Genomic DNA, 18,424 nt, shown 5'->3' with positions numbered 1-18,424 from the left:
TCCTTCGGGTGGGCCGGCGTACTGTCTGAGTGCAGTTAGCTGTCCGTGGTGATGGTCTTGAGTTGCGTGGCGGGGTCCGCCGCGGCGTCGGCAGGGATGTTCTGGTCCTTTGCCAGTGCGTTCTTGACGGCCATGAAGTCCAGCGGGGCGTTGACGCAGTCCGCGGCGATGACCTGGCCCTGGCGGTAGTACAGGACGCTGAACTTCCCGCGGTCCTCGTCCCGACGGAGTACCGTCTGGTCGTAGCCGTTGCACAGCCCGGCGATCTGCAACTTGAGGTCCGCCTGATTGGACCAGAACCACGGGATCCCGGCGTATTCCTCGCGCCGCCCGGTCAGCGAGTAGGCGGCCACCTTCGCGTGTTCGATGGCGTTGTTGACGCTTTCCAGCCGGATCCGCTCCCCCGGCTCCGACCCTGGCACCGGGTTGGGCATGTTGGCGCAGTCGCCGATCGCCACCGTTGTGCCGTCCGAGGCGAGCGCGAAGCGGTCCACCACAATCCCGTTGTCCACCGTCAGCCCGAGCTGTTCGGCCAGCTGTGTGTTGGGAATGACGCCGATCCCCACGAGCACGATCTGCGCGGAGAGCTCTGTGCCGTCCTGGAGTTCGACGCCGGCGACCGCGCTACCGCCTTCGCTTGCTGTGAAGCGCTTGGCGCTGGTGTTGAGCCGAATGTCCAGGCCGCGGGAACGGTGCGCCTGCAGGAAGTACGCGGCCGTCTCATCTCCCACGGCGCGGCCAACGAGCCGCGGACCGAACTCCAGAACCGTGACGTTCTTGCCCATCTTCCGCAGGCTGGACGCGGCCTCCAGTCCGATGAATCCGCCGCCGATCACCACCACATCCGTGGCATCCCCCACCCGCGCCTTGAGTGCCAGCGCGTCGTCGGCGTTGCGGAGGTACAGCACGCCGTCGAGGTTCCCGCCCTCAATCTCCAGCTTGCGGGCCCGGGCGCCGACCGTGAGCGCCAGCCGCTTGAAAGGGAACTGTTTTCCGGAGGAAGAATGCGCGACCCCGGAGCCGTCGGGTTCCTTGTCGATCCGGACGATGTATTCGCCCTTGACCAGGGCCACGTTGTGTCCGGCCCAGTAATCGTTGGAGCGGAAGATCAGTGATTCGCTCTCTACCGTGCCCTGCAGGAACTCCTTGGACAGGGCCGGGCGCTGGTAGGGTCGGTGGTCCTCGTCGCCGAGCAGGGTGATGTGTTCGTCGAAGCCGAGTGCCCGCAGCGATACAGCAAGCTGGACCCCGGACTGGCTGGCGCCGATGATCAGGAGCCCCGTGCGCGTTGGAGTGCTTTGCTCCGCGACGAGGGTGTCAGTTGCCTGCTCCACTGCTTCCGCGCCCACGGCTACACCTGGGTTTCCGGGGTGGTGACGAACAGCTCCACCGCGTCCGTGAGCCGGAGCTGGCAGGACAGCCGCGAGTTGTCCTCACGGTCGACGGCGGTGCCGTAGAGCATTTCGTCTTCCATGTCCTCCATCGGCGGAAGCTGCGAAAGGCAGTCCTCGCGGACGAAGACATGGCAGGTAGCGCAGGACAATGAGCCGCCGCATTCGGCGACGATCCCGGGGACGCCGTTGCGGACGGCCGTTTCCATGACTGAATCGCCGGGGTTTCCCTGGACGTCGCGGACAGCGCCCCCGGCGTCGGTGAAATGAACCGTTGGCATGTGGTTCTCCTTAGGTTGAATCGGATGATGGCAGGCAAGGGAGCGCCTCAGATGAACTGGCGGCCGCCGTCCACCACCATGGTCTGGCCCGTGTAGTAGGAACTGTCCGGCCCAGCCAGGAAGAGGGCCGCGCCCACGATGTCCTCGGGCTGGCTGGCCCGCTTGATGGCCCCGCGGTCCACACCGTAGTTCTCGGCGTTCTCCATCAGGCCGTAGCTGGCTTCGGTGAGCGTGAAGCCGGGGGCGATCGCGTTGGCCGTGATCCCGCGGCGGCCCAGTTCCTTGGCCATCACCCGGGTCAGGGCCACCACGCCGCCCTTGGACGCGACGTAGTGGAGCCACTGTTCCGAGCCGCTGAAGATGGTGGCGCTGGAGAGGTTGATGACGCGCCCGCCCTCGGGCAGGTACGGGCTCGCCGCGCGGGTCACGAGCCAGGGGCCCTTGAGGTTGACGTTCATCACCAGGTCCCATTCGGCCGGGTCGATGTCCTCGAACGGGCTGCGGGTCACCCCCGCGTACACCGCCGCGTTGTTGAGGACGACGTCGATGCTTCCGTTCCCGAAGTCCGCGCAGTCCCGTGCGAGGATCTCAGTGGAGTCCACGCTGGTGACGTCCGCCGGGAAGGCGGCGGCCTCGGCGCCGAGTTCGCGGACCAGTTTGGCCGTCTGCTCAGCGCCCTCGAGGTTGATGTCGGCGACCGCCACGCGGTAGCCGCGGCCGGCAAAGCCGAGCGCAAACGCCCGACCCAGCCCGCCGGCGGCACCGGTGATCAGGACGGTCCTTGCAGCCGGCTCGTTCAGCTCAGACATGACTGTGGCTGTGGGCGTGGGCGCCGGGTCCGGTCGCCAGGAGCTCCGGTTGGTCGGCATCGAGGATCTGCACGGTGCCCTTGGTGCCGTCCACCCGCAGCCGCTGGCCGGTCTTGATGGTGGTGGAGGCGGAACCCGTTCCGGTCACCGCCGGAAGACCGTACTCCCGGCAGACGATCGCCGCGTGGCTCATCATGCCGCCGATGTCCGTGACCGTGGCCTTGATCTTGCCGAAGATCGGGCCCCAGGACGGCGCGGTGACGGTGGCCACCAGGATCTCGCCCTGCTGGACCTCGGAGAGCTGGTCCGCGTCGGTGATGACGCGGGCCAGGCCCTCCACCACGCCCGGCGAGGCAGCCATGCCGCGCAGGCCCCCGCCCTCCACTTCCTCGCCGGCGCCCAGCCACTGCTGGACCTGCTCGGTGGTGATGCCCCACAGCATCCGGGTGAAGGGTTCGGTGATGGATTCCGGCGGGGTGTTCAGCGCCGGGGCAGGCCGGGCGGTCTTGAGCGCGTCCACGATTCCGCGGCGGCGCTCGATCTCTGCCGGCCAGTAGTCGGGACCGATCGGCTGGGCACCGACGCCCCAGCCCGTGACGAGGTCGAACAGCGCGTCGCGGACCTCGTTGCGGCCCAGGTAGAGGAGGTCGTCCGGTTCAGTCCAGAAGCCCTCGGCCTGCATCATGCGGGACAGCTCGCGGATCTTGCGCCAGAAGACGCCCATGGTCCAGTGCTCGATGTAGAAGTTGTGGTTCTCCACGTACGGGTAGGCGGTGGCGGCGAGGCCGCGCTTGGCGTCGAAGAGGGCCCGGTTTTCGCCTTCGAGCAGCTCGCGGTATTCCTCGATGATGCGGTCGCGTTCTGCGATGAGCGCCTCCACCGGCCGCATGATTTCCTGGCCCTCGTCCACGCGGCGGATGTAGTCCGCGACGTAGCCGAGCGGGATTTCCTGGTGTTCGTTCCAGTACTTGTCGTGGCCGTAGAAGCCGTTGCCCACGGTGAAGTTGAACCACGGGTCCTTGGCGGCATCGTACTGGGACGTCCAGCGGTCACCGCCGGGGGCCGCGGCGATGGCAGCCAGGGTGGCCTCGACGTCGTCGGTGTTGCTGAAGTGGGCCTGGATCCCAAGTTCCACGGCAAGCTTGGCGAGCTGCTTGAGCTCGTCATCCGGGCGGAAGAGCTCCATGTCCACGCCCTGCACCATGGTGGCGATGGACTGGTCCGGGATGTTGGGGAAGACCTGCTTGCAGAAGTTGAAGAAGTCCAGGTAGGCGATGTAGCCGAGGTTGAGGAACTCGAAGTGGTACTGCCAGTTCTGGTAGGCCAGCTGGATGAGCCGGTCGTAGCTTTCCAGGAGCTTCTCGGAGCCGTCCTTGCCCTTGCCGGAGAGGATGTCCTCCATGGGGACCAGGTCCGGGAGCTTGGGGAAGGAAATGGTTTCCATCTCGTCGATGGTGCCCTTGACCTTGACGTGCCACTGCTTGAGCAGCCGGTCCCAGTTCTGGAAGTAGTGGCCAACGCGCTGTTCGAACAGGGGCACGCGGGCGGCGATCTGGTCCGCCGGGACCGGGATGGGCGACATGTAGAGGTAGCCCAGGTGGACGCGGAACTCGATGCCGTTGGCGTTGGGGATCATCAGGTGCCGGGCGTTGTACTGGCCAAGGCACTTGACCGCGAACTCGCCGCCGATGGTCTCGAAGGGCTTGAACACGGTGGGCCAATGCTGGCTGTCGCAGAACCAGAACTTGGCGTCCTCCTGCTCCTTGAGCTTGTCCTGGAAGACCAGATAGTACGGGTAGATCTTTTCCCAGCCCTCGGCCCCGGCGGGGACCGCGAGCTCGGAGGGTTTGGGGAAGGACTTCAGGGACATGGCGGTCCTTTCAATACGGGCTCGGCGTTGAGCCTGGGTGACGTAGCGGACTAGCGGGTCGGAACGTTCTAGAAGGACGGCTTCAGCAGTGAGGCGGTGATGCTGCCGAGGCTAAAGCCGGTGGCGGACGACGGCGCCGGGCCGGCCGGCGTCGTGATGGCCGGCGTCGTGGTGGCTGGCGTTGTCGGGGAAGCGGGTGCTGCCGCAGAAGTGGCGGGGCTGAGTCCGCTGAAGTAGCCGCCGGCGGCTGCCGAGGATGGGACAACAGGCTTCGAGGAGTGCACGGTTTCCGGGCGGGACTGCAGCAGGAGCAGGTTCTCCCCGTCCGGCAAGTCCGCATCGAGGGCCCACTCGATGTCCTGCGGGCACTTGTAGTGCTTCTCCGCGCGCTTGGCCATCTGCGCGACGGCGGTGAGCTCGGCGCCGGTGAGGCTGCGGCGGCCGCGGCGTTCGGCGTCGACCTCCCGCTCCACCAGGCGGCCGGCAACAGCGTCCGGGACGAGTTCGGCGTGCTTGTCGCCGAGGTGTTCGGAGACGACCGCCAGCGTGACCTTGTCCAGCATGATGTTGTCCGGCGTGACCTGGCCGGAGACCACCATCTCCCCCACCCCGTAGGAGGAGTCGATAGTGATCTTGGAACGGTCGCCGTTGGTGGGGTCCATGGTGATGGCGACGCCGGAGACCCGTGCGTTGACCATCTTCTGCACCACGACCGCCATCGAGAGGCCCTCGTTGGGGATGTTGTTCTTGAGCCGGTAGATGATGGCGCGGGATGTGAAGAGCGAGGCCCAGCACTGGCGGATGTGCTCGGTGACGGCCTTGACGCCGTCGAGCCAGAGGTAAGTGTCCTGCTGGCCGGCGAAGGAGGCGTCCGGCAGGTCCTCGGCGGTGGCGCTGGAGCGAACGGCCACCGGGACCGGCGACTCAAAGCGGGACATCAGGGACTCGTAGGCGGCGACGGTGAGCTCGCGCAGGGCCTGAGGCACCGCGCGGGAGCGGATGTCCGCCCGGATCGCGGCGGACACCCTATCCACCTGGCCCATGTCATCGGGGTCCAGTCCTGCAAGGAGCTGGTGGATGTCCCGGGTGATCCCGGCTTCCTCCATGAAGGCATCGAACTGCGCGGTGGTGACCACGAAGCCGGGCGGGACGGGCATGCCGGCGGAGGTCATGGTGACCAGGGAGGCGCCCTTGCCGCCAAGGTTTTCGAGCTTCGGTTCGATGCCGCCGTCGAAGAACTGGACGTATTCGTTGCTCTGCATATTTCTCAGGCCTTCCAGGTGACGGGGACGGTCTCGGGGACGCGGAAGGAGAGGTTCTCCCGGAAGGAGATAGTTTCCGGATGCTCCAGCTGCAGCTCCGGGACGAGCCGGACCACTTCCTCGAGGGCGATCTTGGCTTGGAGCTTGGCGAGCATGTTGCCCAGGCAGTAGTGGATGCCAAACCCGAAGGACAGGTGCTCGCGGGCGTTGGGGCGGGTGATGTCGAAGTCCTCGCCGGCGTCGAACTTGGTGTCATCCCGGTTGGCTGAGCCCATGAGGAGCAGCAACTGTGCGCCTTCTTCGATGGCGACGCCGCCAACTTCAGCGTCCTTGAGGGCCTTGCGGCGCCAGCCGACGATCGAGCCGGCGTAGCGCAGGACTTCGTCGATGGCGGCGGGAATTTTTTTCGGGTCCTCCACCAGCTGCTTCCACTGCTCGGGGCGGGCCAGGAGTTCGCGGAGGGCGTTGGAGATCAGCGTGGTGGTGGTCTCGTGGCCGGCGAAGAGCAGGCTATAGAGGACGGAAGCGACCTCGTGGTCGGAGATTTCGGCGCCGTCCTGCTGCGCTTTGACCAGGTCCGCGGTGAGGTTGTCGCCGCCTTCCTCGTGAGCCACCCTGACTAGCCGGAGGCATTCCTGCCAGTACTCCACCAGGTTGTGGGCGTGCGGGATCTGTTCGTCGTCAGTGAGGTCGCCCCACGTCATGGCGGCGCGGGAATCGCTCCAGCGCTTGAAGGTGTCGACCTGGGCTACGTCTGCGCCGATCAGGGTGAGGATGGTGATGGTGGGGACGTCGTAAGCAAGGTCCTTGACCATGTCGCCGCGGCCTTCCGGCCGGGCCAGCATTTCTTCAAGCAGTCCGACGACGTTTTGCCGGATGAACGGTTCCAGAGCCTTGTAGCGGCGGGGGGTGAAGGCCTTTTGCACCACGGCGCGGATGCGGGTGTGCTCCGGCGGGCGGCGGGCGGAGAGGCCCGAGTAGGCGGTGAAGCCGCCGTCGTCCATGATCTTCTTGGCCGCGGCACCGCGTTCGCGGACAGGCGCCTGGGCGTTTTCGCTGGAGAAAGTCTCCCAGTCTTCAAAGACGGCCTTGATGTCGTCATAGCGGGAGACGACATAGAGGCCGATCCGCTCGTCGAACATCACGGGCTGCTCAGCCCGGAGTTCGGCGTAGGCGGGGAAGGGATCCTTCATCTGGAACGGCTCGTAGCCGTGGTGCCCCGTAGGGGCTTCGGCGCCGTGTCCGAAGGGACAGCGGCCGGCCGTTTCAGTCGACGATGACATCTGGGCTCCTTGGTTTTCCGGTCCCGCTGACAGCAGCAGTGCATGCCGGGGGTTCTTCCTCCAGTGTGGCCCCCGTCACCTCGGGATGGCAGGAAAGGCTTCCACTGAGCGGAAGTCACTTTGCCGCGGGCCTGCAGCTGCAGGGTTCGGCCTAGTGCGATGCCGCAGTGTGGCTGCCCAGCAGCGTTTCCAGCGGGATCCGCGCGGTGGCGCGTTCGATCTGCGCCGAGATGCCCCTCAGGACGGGAAGGTGGCGGCTCATCGTGGCGGCCTGGCTCGTGGGAAGCACCAGGCCGATCGCGGCGCCGATTCTGCCGGTGTGGAAGACCGGGACGGCGATGGAGCACGAGCCCAGCCGGACTTCCTCGAGCGTAGTGGCGTAGCCCTGCTCCCGGATCTGGGTCAGTTCGGCGGCCAGTTTTCTCGGGTCAACGTGGGTGTGCGCGGTGTGCCGCTCGAGCTGCCGGTTCAGGTAGGCGTCGCGGACCCAATCCTCCTCGAAGGCCAGGAGGACCTTCCCGACGGCGGTCGCGTGCATGGGCAGGCGTCCGCCGACGCGGGAAGCTCGGGGCAGGCGCTTGGAGCCGTAGACGCGGTCGATGTACAGCACCTCGTGGCCGGACCGGACGGCCAGGTGCGCGGTTTCGCCCGTGAGGGAGAAAAGATCCTGGATGTATGGGCGCGCCGCGTCGCGGAGCTGCCGCCCGGTGTTCTGGGCAAGCTCCCAGAGGCGGATGCCCAGCTGATAGCGGCCGTTGGGCTCGCGGGAAAGTAATCCCCAGTCCGTGAGCTCGTTGACAAGCCGGTGGGCGGTGCTCAGGGGCAGCCCGGATTTTTCCGCGATTTCCGTCAGGCTGAGGGCACCCCGGGACTTTTCGAAGGCTTCCAGGATGGAGAGCACCTTCGAGGTCACAGTCCTACCGGGCTCACTGCTGCCGCCAGCCATCAAGGCTCCTCTGCGATATTCGCCCATCGTCGATGGTCGCCGGGACGTCCGATCAGAGTCTAGCCCTCGAGCAGGAGCACACGAGTCCGCCAAAGAGCTGCAGCCGGCCGGTAAGTAGAATCCGGGGAAGTATCTTCCATGGAATCCAAACGCTAATCTTGATCCATGGACACCAGAACTGGCCAGACTGACTTCTATCCCCTCTTCAGCGCACTGACCCGGCTGGAAACCGAGCTGTGGGATGCGGTCGACGCCCGCCTGCGCCAGGAATGCGGACTTCCCCTCGGCAGGTTCGAGGCGATGGTCGTTGTCTCCTCCCTTGGCACGTGCAGGGTGTTCGACATCGCGTCGGCGCTGGCCATAACCGTGGGCGGCGCCAGCAAGCTGGTTGACCGTGTTGAGGCGGCCGGGTACTGCTCGCGGAAGTTGAACCCGGGCGACCGGCGCTCCTCACTCCTTGACCTCACGGCGGCGGGTGCCGCGGTGGTCGCTCGGGGACGCGCAGTGATCGAGGCCGAACTCGCGCGCTGGTTCACCCCGGCCCTGAGTCCGCAGGAGACCACCACCCTGCTGGACCTCCTGACACGGGTCCGCAGCGCCCAGCGGCCCTCCGTGGACTCGACGGCGGCCGGTCAGTGAGCAGCGGCACCATGCGGGCCGTGGTGCTGGACGGCCCAGGGCCGGCCGAGGCGCTGTTCATTCGCGACCTGCCCATCCCCGTGCCGCTGCCGGGCCAGGTGCTCATCCGGGTCCGGGCCTTCGGGCTCAACCGCTCGGAACTGCACACCCGCCTGGGCCTGGCCGAGGGCGTCACGTTCCCGCGCGTGCCCGGAATCGAAGCTGTCGGCGACGTGGCCGACTCCCCCGGCGGCGAGTTCCGCACCGGGCAGAAGGTCGCCACCCTGATGGGGGGCATGGGCCGCGTGTTCGACGGCGGCTACGCCGAGTACACGTGCGTGCCGGCCCGGAAGGTCATTGCCTTCGAATCAGAGCTGCCCTGGTCCGTCATCGGCGCCATCCCTGAGATGCTGCAGACCGCCCACGGCTCCCTCACCATTGGCCTGGACATCCAGGCCGGCCAGAGCCTGCTCATCCGCGGCGGAACCTCCTCCGTCGGCATGGCCGCCGCAATACTTGCCAAGCGCCGCGGGCTCACCGTCCTGGCCTCAACGCGCGACGAAGCCAAACGGGAAGCGCTCGCCTCGATCGGCGTCGACCATGTCCTGATCGACGACGGCGACCTCGCCACTGCCGTGCGCCGCATTGTTCCGGGCGGAGTCGACGCCGCCCTCGAACTCGTCGGCACCCCCACGCTGCCCGACACGTTGCGCGCCACCCGGGTCCACGGCGTCGTCTGCTTCACCGGGATGCTCTCAAACCAGTGGACAGTCCCGGACTTCTATCCGATTGACTACATTCCGCGGGGCGTCCGGCTCACCTCCTACACAGGCGGCGCCCCCGACCTCCCCGGCGGCGTGCTCCAGGAATTCCTGCAGGCCGTCAGTGACCGCACCGCGATGGTACCCATCGGCAAGGTCTACACCCTCGATGACATCGTCCAGGCCCACACGGACATGGAGGAAAACCGCGTCAGCGGCAAACTCGTCGTCACCACGTAAGACCCACAGCCGGCAGCGAATGCTACGTCCCCCAGCCCTGCTGCGACGCCCCGCTGATTCGCAACAGTCGCTGGGGGAATACGCGACGCGCAATAATCGTTGAAGCTTCAAGAGAAAGTTATTGTGCCCAACACCCCCGAGCAGGAGCATTCATGCGCATCTCCGAGAAGTTCACCGATTTTGACGGCCATCACCCGGGCACCTCGGCAGTGGCGACGACGGCCGGGTCGTCCGACCCTGCGGCTCCCCTGGTGGTGCTGCTGCACGGCCGGGGCTCAAGCGAGCGCGAGATCATTGCCCTCGCCGACCACCTGCCGCCCGGCCCCGCCTACGCCGCCGTCCGGGCGCCGATCGCAGAGGGCGGCGGCTATGCATGGTTTGCCAACCGTGGCATCGGCCGTCCGGTTGCCGAGTCGCTGACGGCATCCATGGCGTGGTTCCGAACCTGGCTCGATGCTGTCGCCCCCGCAGGCCGGCCGGTCGTGCTCGTCGGCTTCAGCGGGGGTGCAGCATTCGCTGGCGGGCTGGTCCTTGCAGATCCGCAACGATTCTCCGGTGCGGCTATTCTTTACGGCACCTTGCCGTTCGACGCCGGCGTCCCGGTCACGCCGGCCCGGCTGGCAGGCCTTCCGGTTTTCGTCGCTCAGGGCGACCAGGACAAAGTCATCCCGCCGGAACTGCTGGACCGCACATGGAACTACTTGCTGACGGATTCCGCCGCCCCCGCCTACGGCCGCCGCGACCCCGGAGGGCACCAGATCAGCGGCCAGACGCTCCGTGAACTCGGGGGCTGGATCCACGAGCGACTGTCGTTCCTGGCTCGTTCCGGAGCGGATGAAGGCACCACCGGCGGACGCTGGTCGGCCCTGCCGGACGGCACTCTTCCCCGCAGGGCCGGTCAGCGTCCCACCGTGTCATGGACAATCCCGCAGGAACAGCGCAGTGACAATGCGCCAGTGGACCTTCAGGAAAAGTTGTTCGCCAGGATCAGTTCGCTCGCCGGAGTCTCGACTTCGCAGTCCGTTATCTCCGTTCCAGGCGCGCGGGGCCTGATGATAAGGCCGGAACCTGACGCTCCCGAGGATGCGTTCCTGGTCCCCTCAGCCGGGGAGTTTGCCCACCAGCACCCGCCCCACGACGGCTCCCTCCACCTGGCCCTGCCGCCCCAACTGGCCGCGGACGCAATCGCCAAGGGCTGGGCAGTGGCCCACCCGCTGGCCGGCATCCGGCTGGCTCGAGGCATGGTCATGGTCTACGGGCCCCGCGACGAGAATGAGCTGCACGTGGTCGCTGCCATGGTAGAGACCAGTCACGCCTGCGCCACAGGCCCCGACGCCGACAGGTTGTAGCTTCCGGCAGGCCGGCCCCGATCATGCACCCCGGCGTGGCTTGCGAACCCGCGCATGGCGTTTCGCACTGCGCCGCGCCCGAGTGCGCGTGGCAACGTGGCCCAGCTTCGCCTGGAGCAGGAGAAGGCGGGGAACGGCGAAGTAGACGGCAATGGGAACGACCACAAGAGTGAGCGTAAAAGCGCGCAGGACCGGGGGCCACCCCGGCGCCAAAGCGGCCAAAATACTCATCCCGATTGCGGCCAGCGGAAAGATCGCCACCCAGGTGATAGCAGCCCTTACATGGACGGATGCCATACCGACGGTTCGGTGATGATGCCCATCCGTTTCGTCGGCCGCTAGCGCTTTACCCTCGTGTTCCACTCAATCTCCAAACGTCTGGTTGGAATTGATGCTACTGCGTGTTGTTTCGCGAAAGCAAACAAACGGTTGGAGTTATGATGGGGGCCATGGCCTGGGACACTGATGCGACGCAGAAGAAAATCCTCGATGCCGCAATTACCGAGTTCTCTGATCGGGGCTTCTCCGGCGCGCGCATCCATCAGATTTCGCGGATCTCCGGGTGCAACCGCGAACGGATTTACTTCTACTTTGGCGGCAAGGCCGGACTCTTTGAAGCGGCGCTCACCCGCGAACTCGTCACCGCCCTGGACGACCTTCCGGTCGCCGGCATGGGTCCTGTTGCGATCGGAGATTTCGCGGGACGGTACTTTGATTTTTCCAGGAGCCGCTCCAGCCTCGCACGCCTTACCTTTTGGGAGGGGCTTGAGCAGGGACATCCGGTAGGAGCCGAGGCCCGCATCCTCCGCTCGGCGAACAAAGTCACCGAGATCCGGAATGCCCTTCCGGCCTTGAGCGAGGCCGCGGCGGAAGACCTGCTCCTGACCATCGTCACACTGTGCCACGCCTGGGTCGCGAGCCCGAATGTCCCCCTCGTGATCACCGGACCGCCGGACGCAGAGCGCAGGCGCGCGTCCATCGTGCGCACCGGCGAACTGCTCGCTCAAGATGCCGTGGATACGGCCCAGCGGCCGTCATAGGCGCGAATACTCCGTTCCGTTCGAAAAAATAGTTGACGCTTCAACTTTCCTGACGTACATTTAGTTGTAGCTTCAAGCATCACTCCCCAAGAGAACAGAATCTGATGAAAACCCTCCTGGCCCGCATATTCGGAAAGAAGACACCCATGACGAACCTCACCATCATCGGCAACGGCAACATGGCCCGCGGCATCGCCACCCGAGCACTCGCCGGCGGCCTGACCGTGGAAATCCTCGGACAGGACATCACCAAAGCGCAGGAACTGGCCGCCGAACTCGGCGCCGGCGTCACCTTCGGGACCACCGCCGAGGCCCCGCAGGGCGCCATCGTGGTCCTCGCTGTCCCGTTCGACGCCGCCAAGAACGTCGTCAGCGCCTACGGCGAGGCCCTGACCGGCAAGACCATCGTCGACATCACCAACCCGGTGAACTTCGAGACCTTCGACTCCCTGGTCGTCGAGCCCGGCACCTCCGCCGCCGAAGAAATCGCGCAGCTTGCCCCCGCAGGCGCCAACGTGGTCAAGGCGTTCAACACCACCTTCGCCGGCACCCTCGTCGCCGGAGAGTCAGGCGGACAGCCCCTGGACGTCTTCATCGCCGGCGACAACGCGGACGCCACCGCCGCCGTGAGCAGCTTCGTCAGCGCCGGCGGCATGCGCCCCCTGGTGGTCGGTCCGCTCAAGCGCTCCCGGGAACTCGAAGGCTTCCAGTTCGTCCTCATGACCATGCAGGCCAACCCCGAGTTCGCCGACTTCAACTGGGACACCGGACTTCAGGTCACCAAGTAACCCGGACTGCGATAGGCGTCAAGAAATAGACGCAAGAGCACGACGGCGGGCCGGATCCGCCGTCGTGCTCTTGTTTGCCTCGGCGGCAGGCCTCCGGTTCAACGCTTCTTGCCCCCGACACCCGGCACGGACGCGACCTGCTTCATCCACGCCGCGATCTGGCGTTCGTCGACGTCGTCCATGGATTTGAGCTCCACACCCCGAGTCGACTTGCCCATCCCCACCGGTGTCACCGGAGGTACAGGCTCGAGCGCTGCGCCATTCACAAACATGAGCTTGACATGGCCAGCAAAGCCGCCGCAGCTGAAGCACCACCCGTCGCCGACTCCGTAGTAGGACATGCCCCACTTCACTGAGCGCCGGAGGCCGGGCAGTGTCTTTGCCGCCAAAGCATCGACCGTTTCGGCGATGCCCCGCTGCGGCTGTGGCAGGCTGGCGATATATGCAAAGACCGGCTTGTCGCCGACCGCCGCTTTCGCCGGGCTTGCCCTGCCGGTCATGGATTCCGGCAGAGTTGGGGCGACGTCAACACGCGCACCGGTGCGCGTTGCCGGCTTTTGGGCTTCCCTCTTACCGATCTCCCCGCTGGTCATGGAGGGTATTATTCCTCACCCATCGCCAGACGGAACCACAACCGTTTTCTCGCGAGCCGTAGCGGGCTCTTCGGGGAAGTTGCTACCTGTCCGCAGATATCGATTCCAGGACGGCCTGGAATGCTGGACTTACTCGTATCCCCAGGCCACCATCGTCTCCCGGTGCAGGGAGGGTTTCGAGTGTTTCGACTTCCAGCCCGCGAAGGTTCGCAATCCCCTGGGTTCTGAGGGCTTCGAACCCGCCGAACTTGTTTGCGTTGCTGTGACTGAAAACGGTAACCGTGTCCGGGAGGTCGAGCGCGATCATCTCGACGATGCCCGGCGCGAAATCCCTGTGCGGGTAGCCGTCGATCCCTGGCATGCTCGCCTCATCATAAAGGCGTGCGAAAGTCTGCCTCGCTACATCAGCAGGGGCAAGGATGTCGAACGGATCGGGTGCGTCGAAGCTCGCCAGAACGCGTTGAAGATGTTCGCGTATCAGGTCCCGCCACAAGGATTGCGGCTGGTCACCACAAGCGGCGGCCACGTTCCAAAATCCGAATTCACGCCCGGAGTCATCGACAGCGTGACCGGGCTGAACATGGACTTCGAGTCCCATCTCGGCGAAAACTTCGCGCGTGATCGTTCGGAAATGGTTAGCGCCTGAAATCGTGAAGAACGTGAGGTGCGAATCAAGCGGTTCCGGTTCGGGAGACTTCTTCCTGAAGATGCCCACAATGACCCGCTTTCGTTGTGGCGGTCGATCGATTCAAGTCGACACTGCCCGGCCTGGGAGTTTCTGCTGCCGTCAGTGGGCCCACAGGCTGAACCCGATTCCGATTCTGTCGCAGTCCGATGGGAACCCAGGTTGCGACCCGCCCGGTAGAGACCTCCAGCCGGAACAGGCGGCATTGCTTTAGGGGCGGGTCCGGCACACCCAAGTCATGTCCAGGGTTCCGGCCGGGAATCCAGACGTGCCCACGTATCGAGACCGAGATTCGCGTCCATCGCACTGCCCGTAAGCCGACCGGTCTGCACAGCATGTGTATGGTGCTGATATGGCTTCTCCGCAGACGCTGAGTGAGCCCGAGCGCCGCGTCGTCGCGACTTGGGCCGCAGACTGCGCTGAGCGGGTTGTGGCTTTATTTGAGGCCGAGGCGCCGGCAGATGATCGCCCCCGCGACGCCATCGCCCGGGCGCGGGCCTTCGCCCGCGGTGAACTCAGTGCCGCCGACGAGATCCGCCGGCGGTTTGTGGCCGGCCGTGCCGCACGCGAGGTGACCAGCCCTGCTGCGGTGGCTGCCGCCCGGTCCGCCACGCAAGCCGCCGCCGTCGCCCACATGGGCGCGCACGCCCTGGGGGCAGCCGCGTATGCCGCGAAAGCGGCCGGACTGGCCGCGCCCGGTCGGCCCCAGACGATCGACGACGAGATCCACTGGCAACTCGAGCACATGAGCGCCGAAGCCCGGTCCGCGCTCCGGCGCCTGCCACCGCTGGGCGCGAATCCCGCCGGTCCGCTGGGGCCAGGACTTCTCGCATCCGGAATCCTCGCCTCGATCATCCGCACGATCCAGGCCGACTTGGCCCGCCCCGACCAGCCTGCCTCCTCCAGTTGAATCTGCCGCCCGCAAGCCGGTCCCCCACCGCGACACCATCCGCCCGCACTGGTGCTGCCAGAAAATCCGATACAGCTACTGGATTCCTGGAAGCCAGCAGCTTGGCCCACGTGCCCGGGTGAGGAGACCGTCGGGACCAGCCGCCGGAGACGGTGGTCGAGGATGCCATCACCTGCTACGATCCCCAGAATCCCCACGACCGCATGCAAGTCGCTATCACTCTGGAGGTTCGCGATGCCGGACACCACCTGCCACATGTCGATCTCGCTGGATGGCTTCGTCGCCGGGCCGGACCAGAGCCGCGAGAACCCCCTGGGCAAGCGGGGGCTGGAGCTGCACCGCTGGCACATCGGCGACCCGCGGGCCAACGATGCCGACAAGGTCGCGAACGAGTGGCTCATGCGCCCACGGGGTGCGTATGTGATGGGGCGGAACATGTTCGGCCCGGTCCGCGGGGACTGGGATGAGGACTGGGCCGGGTGGTGGGGAGCCGAACCGCCGTACCACGCGCCGGTGTTCGTGCTAACCCATCACGGACACGACCCGATCCAGATGGACGGCGGAACGACCTTCCACTTCGTCACCGAGGGCTTCGACGCGGCCTACTCCGCAGCCCGCCAGGCCGCCGGGGACAAGGGCGTGGACATCGCCGGCGGGGCCTCGACCGTCCGGCAGGCACTGATCGCCGGCGTGATCGACGAGCTCACCCTCGACATCGCACCGGTCCTGCTCGGTTCGGGCGAACGTATTTTCGACGGGGTTGAATCCTTCGGCTTCGAGCCCGCCGAGGTGCTCCACTCACCGCTGGCCACCCACATCCGCTATCGCCGCGTCGGCTGACTCCGAACTGGGATCCGGCCCGCTCCGGCCCAGGTACAACCCGGTCTGAAGCCCAGGGTGTGCACATTGCGCACACCCTCCTTTTGCCCACTTCGGAGCCCCCCACCCAGGGGCCACATATGCCTGAGACCACTCCCAACGGCCAATAAGCTCGTCCAGCGACGGTAATCCGACCTCCCCGATCGGTGTGACGGGTCTCCCCCCGGTGCGAGAATGTCTGCATGCTCACCTTCCTGGAGACTGAACGACTTCTGCTCCGGCAGTTCACCCCCGACGATGCGGAGCTACTCGTGGAACTGGACAGCGATCCGCGCGTGATGCGGTACATCACCGGCGGTATCCCCACCCCCCGGGGCGAGATAGAAGGCGATTTCCTCCCGGCATTCCTCGACTACTACCAGCGCTTTCCCGGCTACGGGTTCTGGGCCGCGATCGAGAAGACGACCGGGGAATTCCTCGGCTGGTTCCACTTCCGGCCAGGCCCCGACGATCCACAAGATCAGCCGGAACTGGGCTACCGGTTGCGCCACGCGGCCTGGGGAAAGGGGCACGCGACGGAGGGATCGCGGGCGCTGATCGCCAAGGGGTTCACCGAGTTCGGGGTGCAACGGGTTGTAGCCTCGACCATGGCAGTCAACACGGCCTCCCGAAGGGTGATGGAGAAATCCGGGATGCGCCTCGTACGGGCCTTCGTCGCGGACTGGCCGGTGTCCGTTCCGGGCGAAGAGCGCGGCGACGTCGAGTACGCGATCACCCGAGATGAATGGGAGACTGACGATTCCCGCCTTCGTCCCCAGTGACCCGCCCGTATCCGCGCGCGGCCAAGGTTGCCCTTCAGCAGCTTCAGTGCCCCCCCGCGCGGAAACCAGTTCGAAGGCTTCGATGCTTCCGTCGCGGTCCTCGCCAGCCAGGCAAGCGCACAACTGCGTGAGTTCATCCAATCCCGCCTGCTGCACGGCACAATCGGCCGCAGCGATGACGATGCCGCTCTCTGGGCTGGACTCGCCTCATCGATGCTGGTCGGGATCGTCACCAGCAGGCGGATCATCGGCGTGCCTGTGCTGGTCGACGCGGACACGGAGAAACTGGTGGCGACCGTAGCTCCGGCGATCCAGCAGATCCTGGTCGGCGCACCCTCCCAGACTGACCGGATCGTGGAAGGCACCGGCGCGTGACTGCCATTGAAAGTCATGTCACATAGGTCTCGTGGGCTGCATGAACTCGTGTTAGCTGAAATAGGCAGGTAGGGGCCCAGCCACCAGCAACGGCATCAGGTGTACAGGGGCTTGGACAATGTCCACGCTATCTATGGCCGGACAAGGGTCCGCCAGCCCCTCCCGGCCACACGCCAATTCGAAGTCATGGTGGCCTGACTGCGCTGACCCTACACGGCTGGGGAGTACGCGGACCTCCGCGTCCTCCCGGAAAACCTGACAGCGACCGATCAACGTTGAAGCCCGGATTAGACTCACGCACACGGGCAAGCGCCCCGCAGGCGCGGCACTGGTCCCGTTCCTCTGCGGCTTCCCACCGGCTGTCACCATCACCGATCAGGACCCCTATGCGGAGATTGCATGCTTCCTGAAGATCCATCGCGGGAACGTGGCCCGAATATTCAAATGAACGCTCGCACCTAACGGTTCAATTGACAATATTTCTGAGTCAACTCAAAATTGAGTAGGCTCATGTTTAGCCAGACCGTACGTCATAGAGGAGCAGCACGCCATGAGGGCATTCGTCGTCACCAAGTACAAGGAGCCGCTTCGCGCAGCAGACATCCCGGAGCCGACCGTCGGCGACCGCGATGTGCTGGTCCAGGTCCAGGCAGCTGGCCTCAACCAATTGGACGAAAAGATCCGCCTGGGTGAGTTCAAGCAGATCCTCCCGTACAAGCTCGAGCTGATCCTTGGCAACGATGCCGCCGGCACAGTCATCCGTGTCGGGGCAGAGGTGCGCGGCTTCAAACCCGGTGACGAGGTCTACGCCCGCCCCGACAAAGACCGCATCGGCACGTTCGCCGAACGCATCGCCATCACCGAGGCCGATCTGGCACTGAAACCCGCATCGATCAGCATGGAGGAGGCTGGCTCACTACCGCTGGTTGCACTTACGGCGTGGCAGGCCCTCGTTGAGCAAGGCAACGTACGTCCGGGGCAGAAAGTCCTCATTCACGCCGGGGCCGGCGGGGTCGGGTCGATCGCGATCCAACTCGCCAAGCACCTCGGCGCCACCGTCGCGACCACCGCCAGTGCCTCCAACGCCGACTTCGTGCGCGATCTCGGCGCGGACACTGTGATCGACTACCGTACGCAGGACTTCGAACAGCTCCTCACCGGGTACGATCTGGTGCTCGACAGCCTCGGCGGGGAGAACCTCGTCAAGTCACTGCGCATCCTCAAGCCCGGCGGGAAGGCGATCGGAATCGCCGGCCCGCCGGACCCGGCATTCGCGCGCAAAGCCGGCCTTAACCCTGTGCTGCGCCTGGCGATCGCGGGGCTCAGTAGCAGGATCCGGCGGCAGGCGAAGAAGCTCGGCGTCAGCTACGAGTTCCTCTTCATGCGTGCCAGCGGCGACCAGCTGCGCCAGATCACCGCCCTGGTTGACGACGGCGTGCTGCGCCCGGTCGTTGGACGGGTCTTCGACTTCGCCCAGACCCCACAGGCGCTCGAGTCGCTGGCCAAGGGCGGCCTCCGCGGCAAAGCCGTCGTCACCCTTCCCTCCTGGGCCGCTGGCAGCCATTCACCTCACAGACCACCCA

At 65.9% G+C, this 18,424-nt stretch carries 19 protein-coding genes and 1 pseudogene; 11 read left to right on the top strand and 9 right to left on the bottom strand.

What is annotated here, in order from left to right:
• Nucleotides 1–35 precede the first annotated feature (35 nt).
• The 7 genes from AC1DKN_RS16890 to AC1DKN_RS16860 all read right to left on the bottom strand — a co-directional run bounded on the left by AC1DKN_RS16890 (nucleotide 36) and on the right by AC1DKN_RS16860 (nucleotide 7,842).
• Nucleotides 36–1,349 carry an NAD(P)/FAD-dependent oxidoreductase gene (locus AC1DKN_RS16890; RefSeq protein WP_476871966.1) on the bottom strand — a complete coding sequence of 438 codons (1,314 nt, stop codon included), beginning with the start codon at nucleotides 1,347–1,349 and terminating at the stop codon, nucleotides 36–38.
• Nucleotides 1,350–1,351: 2 nt separating this feature from the next.
• Entirely contained in the window at nucleotides 1,352–1,672 is a 321-nt protein-coding gene (locus AC1DKN_RS16885; protein ID WP_230010994.1) for a 2Fe-2S iron-sulfur cluster-binding protein, read from the bottom strand.
• Between the two features lie 47 nt (nucleotides 1,673–1,719).
• Nucleotides 1,720–2,481 (bottom strand): SDR family NAD(P)-dependent oxidoreductase, encoded by a 762-nt coding sequence (locus AC1DKN_RS16880; RefSeq protein ID WP_476871965.1) that lies wholly within the window; start codon nucleotides 2,479–2,481, stop codon nucleotides 1,720–1,722.
• Nucleotides 2,474–4,351: a PEP-utilizing enzyme gene (locus tag AC1DKN_RS16875; RefSeq protein WP_476871964.1), complete on the bottom strand. Its 1,878-nt coding sequence runs from the start codon at nucleotides 4,349–4,351 to the stop codon at nucleotides 2,474–2,476. The genes AC1DKN_RS16880 and AC1DKN_RS16875 overlap by 8 nt, the downstream gene beginning before the upstream one ends.
• Nucleotides 4,352–4,419: 68 nt before the next feature.
• Nucleotides 4,420–5,613 carry a PEP/pyruvate-binding domain-containing protein gene (locus tag AC1DKN_RS16870; protein WP_476858719.1) on the bottom strand — a complete coding sequence of 398 codons (1,194 nt, stop codon included), beginning with the start codon at nucleotides 5,611–5,613 and terminating at the stop codon, nucleotides 4,420–4,422.
• A gap of 5 nt (nucleotides 5,614–5,618) precedes the next feature.
• Nucleotides 5,619–6,896, bottom strand: a complete 1,278-nt coding sequence (locus AC1DKN_RS16865; RefSeq protein ID WP_476871963.1) for a cytochrome P450 — start codon at nucleotides 6,894–6,896, stop codon at nucleotides 5,619–5,621.
• 151 nt (nucleotides 6,897–7,047) lie between these two features.
• Nucleotides 7,048–7,842: an IclR family transcriptional regulator gene (locus AC1DKN_RS16860; RefSeq protein WP_476851160.1), complete on the bottom strand. Its 795-nt coding sequence runs from the start codon at nucleotides 7,840–7,842 to the stop codon at nucleotides 7,048–7,050.
• A gap of 165 nt (nucleotides 7,843–8,007) precedes the next feature.
• Here AC1DKN_RS16860 and AC1DKN_RS16855 point away from each other — a divergent pair, with 165 nt between their 5' ends.
• The 5 genes from AC1DKN_RS16855 (at nucleotide 8,008) to AC1DKN_RS16835 (ending at nucleotide 12,638) form a co-directional block, all read left to right on the top strand.
• Complete coding sequence (locus AC1DKN_RS16855; RefSeq protein WP_476871962.1) at nucleotides 8,008–8,481, top strand: MarR family winged helix-turn-helix transcriptional regulator; 474 nt, start codon at nucleotides 8,008–8,010, stop codon at nucleotides 8,479–8,481.
• Complete coding sequence (locus AC1DKN_RS16850; protein ID WP_476871961.1) at nucleotides 8,478–9,461, top strand: zinc-binding alcohol dehydrogenase family protein; 984 nt, start codon at nucleotides 8,478–8,480, stop codon at nucleotides 9,459–9,461. The genes AC1DKN_RS16855 and AC1DKN_RS16850 overlap by 4 nt, the downstream gene beginning before the upstream one ends.
• A 152-nt stretch (nucleotides 9,462–9,613) precedes the next feature.
• Nucleotides 9,614–10,810: a luciferase domain-containing protein gene (locus AC1DKN_RS16845; RefSeq protein WP_476871960.1), complete on the top strand. Its 1,197-nt coding sequence runs from the start codon at nucleotides 9,614–9,616 to the stop codon at nucleotides 10,808–10,810.
• Between the two features lie 449 nt (nucleotides 10,811–11,259).
• Nucleotides 11,260–11,850, top strand: coding sequence for a TetR/AcrR family transcriptional regulator (locus tag AC1DKN_RS16840; RefSeq protein ID WP_476871959.1), 591 nt, complete (start codon nucleotides 11,260–11,262; stop codon nucleotides 11,848–11,850).
• Between the two features lie 146 nt (nucleotides 11,851–11,996).
• Nucleotides 11,997–12,638 carry an NADPH-dependent F420 reductase gene (locus AC1DKN_RS16835; RefSeq protein WP_476851166.1) on the top strand — a complete coding sequence of 214 codons (642 nt, stop codon included), beginning with the start codon at nucleotides 11,997–11,999 and terminating at the stop codon, nucleotides 12,636–12,638.
• A 98-nt stretch (nucleotides 12,639–12,736) separates the two neighbouring features.
• Here the strand turns inward: AC1DKN_RS16835 and AC1DKN_RS16830 are convergent, their stop codons facing one another.
• Both AC1DKN_RS16830 and AC1DKN_RS16825 read right to left on the bottom strand, forming a co-directional pair.
• Nucleotides 12,737–13,231, bottom strand: coding sequence for a DUF1801 domain-containing protein (locus AC1DKN_RS16830; protein ID WP_476871958.1), 495 nt, complete (start codon nucleotides 13,229–13,231; stop codon nucleotides 12,737–12,739).
• 82 nt (nucleotides 13,232–13,313) lie between these two features.
• Nucleotides 13,314–13,946 carry a hypothetical protein gene (locus AC1DKN_RS16825; RefSeq protein ID WP_476871957.1) on the bottom strand — a complete coding sequence of 211 codons (633 nt, stop codon included), beginning with the start codon at nucleotides 13,944–13,946 and terminating at the stop codon, nucleotides 13,314–13,316.
• 322 nt (nucleotides 13,947–14,268) lie between these two features.
• Between AC1DKN_RS16825 and AC1DKN_RS16820 the strand changes: the two genes are divergently transcribed.
• From AC1DKN_RS16820 to AC1DKN_RS16795, 6 genes and pseudogenes are all read left to right on the top strand, one after another.
• Nucleotides 14,269–14,826, top strand: coding sequence for a putative immunity protein (locus AC1DKN_RS16820; RefSeq protein WP_476851168.1), 558 nt, complete (start codon nucleotides 14,269–14,271; stop codon nucleotides 14,824–14,826).
• 234 nt (nucleotides 14,827–15,060) lie between these two features.
• On the top strand, nucleotides 15,061–15,666 hold the full coding sequence (locus AC1DKN_RS16815; RefSeq protein ID WP_476857392.1) for a dihydrofolate reductase family protein: 606 nt from the start codon (nucleotides 15,061–15,063) through the stop codon (nucleotides 15,664–15,666).
• A gap of 221 nt (nucleotides 15,667–15,887) precedes the next feature.
• Nucleotides 15,888–16,466 carry a GNAT family N-acetyltransferase gene (locus AC1DKN_RS16810; RefSeq protein ID WP_476851170.1) on the top strand — a complete coding sequence of 193 codons (579 nt, stop codon included), beginning with the start codon at nucleotides 15,888–15,890 and terminating at the stop codon, nucleotides 16,464–16,466.
• Nucleotides 16,467–16,493: 27 nt separating this feature from the next.
• Nucleotides 16,494–16,841 carry a TetR/AcrR family transcriptional regulator gene (locus tag AC1DKN_RS16805; protein ID WP_476871956.1) on the top strand — a complete coding sequence of 116 codons (348 nt, stop codon included), beginning with the start codon at nucleotides 16,494–16,496 and terminating at the stop codon, nucleotides 16,839–16,841.
• Nucleotides 16,842–17,109: 268 nt separating this feature from the next.
• Entirely contained in the window at nucleotides 17,110–17,289 is a 180-nt protein-coding gene (locus tag AC1DKN_RS16800) for an acetylxylan esterase (RefSeq protein WP_476871995.1), read from the top strand.
• A gap of 102 nt (nucleotides 17,290–17,391) precedes the next feature.
• A pseudogene (locus AC1DKN_RS16795) lies at nucleotides 17,392–18,381 on the top strand (NADP-dependent oxidoreductase); the annotation flags it as partial.
• Nucleotides 18,382–18,424: the final 43 nt, after the last annotated feature.

This window comes from Arthrobacter sp. 01N444 (assembly GCF_056399305.1).
This window is presented reverse-complemented; position numbering and strand designations above follow the sequence as displayed.

What these genes read in the sequence shown, in the direction of transcription:
- AC1DKN_RS16865 (WP_476871963.1), bottom strand. Translation starts at nt 6,896, where the DNA reads ATGTCATCGTCGACTGAAACGGCCGGCCGCTGTCCCTTCGGACACGGC.
- AC1DKN_RS16870 (WP_476858719.1), bottom strand. Translation starts at nt 5,613, where the DNA reads ATGCAGAGCAACGAATACGTCCAGTTCTTCGACGGCGGCATCGAACCG.
- AC1DKN_RS16830 (WP_476871958.1), bottom strand. Translation starts at nt 13,231, where the DNA reads ATGACCAGCGGGGAGATCGGTAAGAGGGAAGCCCAAAAGCCGGCAACG.
- AC1DKN_RS16875 (WP_476871964.1), bottom strand. Translation starts at nt 4,351, where the DNA reads ATGTCCCTGAAGTCCTTCCCCAAACCCTCCGAGCTCGCGGTCCCCGCC.
- AC1DKN_RS16835 (WP_476851166.1), top strand. Translation starts at nt 11,997, where the DNA reads ATGACGAACCTCACCATCATCGGCAACGGCAACATGGCCCGCGGCATC.
- AC1DKN_RS16880 (WP_476871965.1), bottom strand. Translation starts at nt 2,481, where the DNA reads ATGTCTGAGCTGAACGAGCCGGCTGCAAGGACCGTCCTGATCACCGGT.
- AC1DKN_RS16840 (WP_476871959.1), top strand. Translation starts at nt 11,260, where the DNA reads ATGGCCTGGGACACTGATGCGACGCAGAAGAAAATCCTCGATGCCGCA.
- AC1DKN_RS16860 (WP_476851160.1), bottom strand. Translation starts at nt 7,842, where the DNA reads ATGGCTGGCGGCAGCAGTGAGCCCGGTAGGACTGTGACCTCGAAGGTG.
- AC1DKN_RS16845 (WP_476871960.1), top strand. Translation starts at nt 9,614, where the DNA reads ATGCGCATCTCCGAGAAGTTCACCGATTTTGACGGCCATCACCCGGGC.
- AC1DKN_RS16855 (WP_476871962.1), top strand. Translation starts at nt 8,008, where the DNA reads ATGGACACCAGAACTGGCCAGACTGACTTCTATCCCCTCTTCAGCGCA.
- AC1DKN_RS16810 (WP_476851170.1), top strand. Translation starts at nt 15,888, where the DNA reads ATGCTCACCTTCCTGGAGACTGAACGACTTCTGCTCCGGCAGTTCACC.
- AC1DKN_RS16885 (WP_230010994.1), bottom strand. Translation starts at nt 1,672, where the DNA reads ATGCCAACGGTTCATTTCACCGACGCCGGGGGCGCTGTCCGCGACGTC.
- AC1DKN_RS16815 (WP_476857392.1), top strand. Translation starts at nt 15,061, where the DNA reads ATGCCGGACACCACCTGCCACATGTCGATCTCGCTGGATGGCTTCGTC.
- AC1DKN_RS16820 (WP_476851168.1), top strand. Translation starts at nt 14,269, where the DNA reads ATGGCTTCTCCGCAGACGCTGAGTGAGCCCGAGCGCCGCGTCGTCGCG.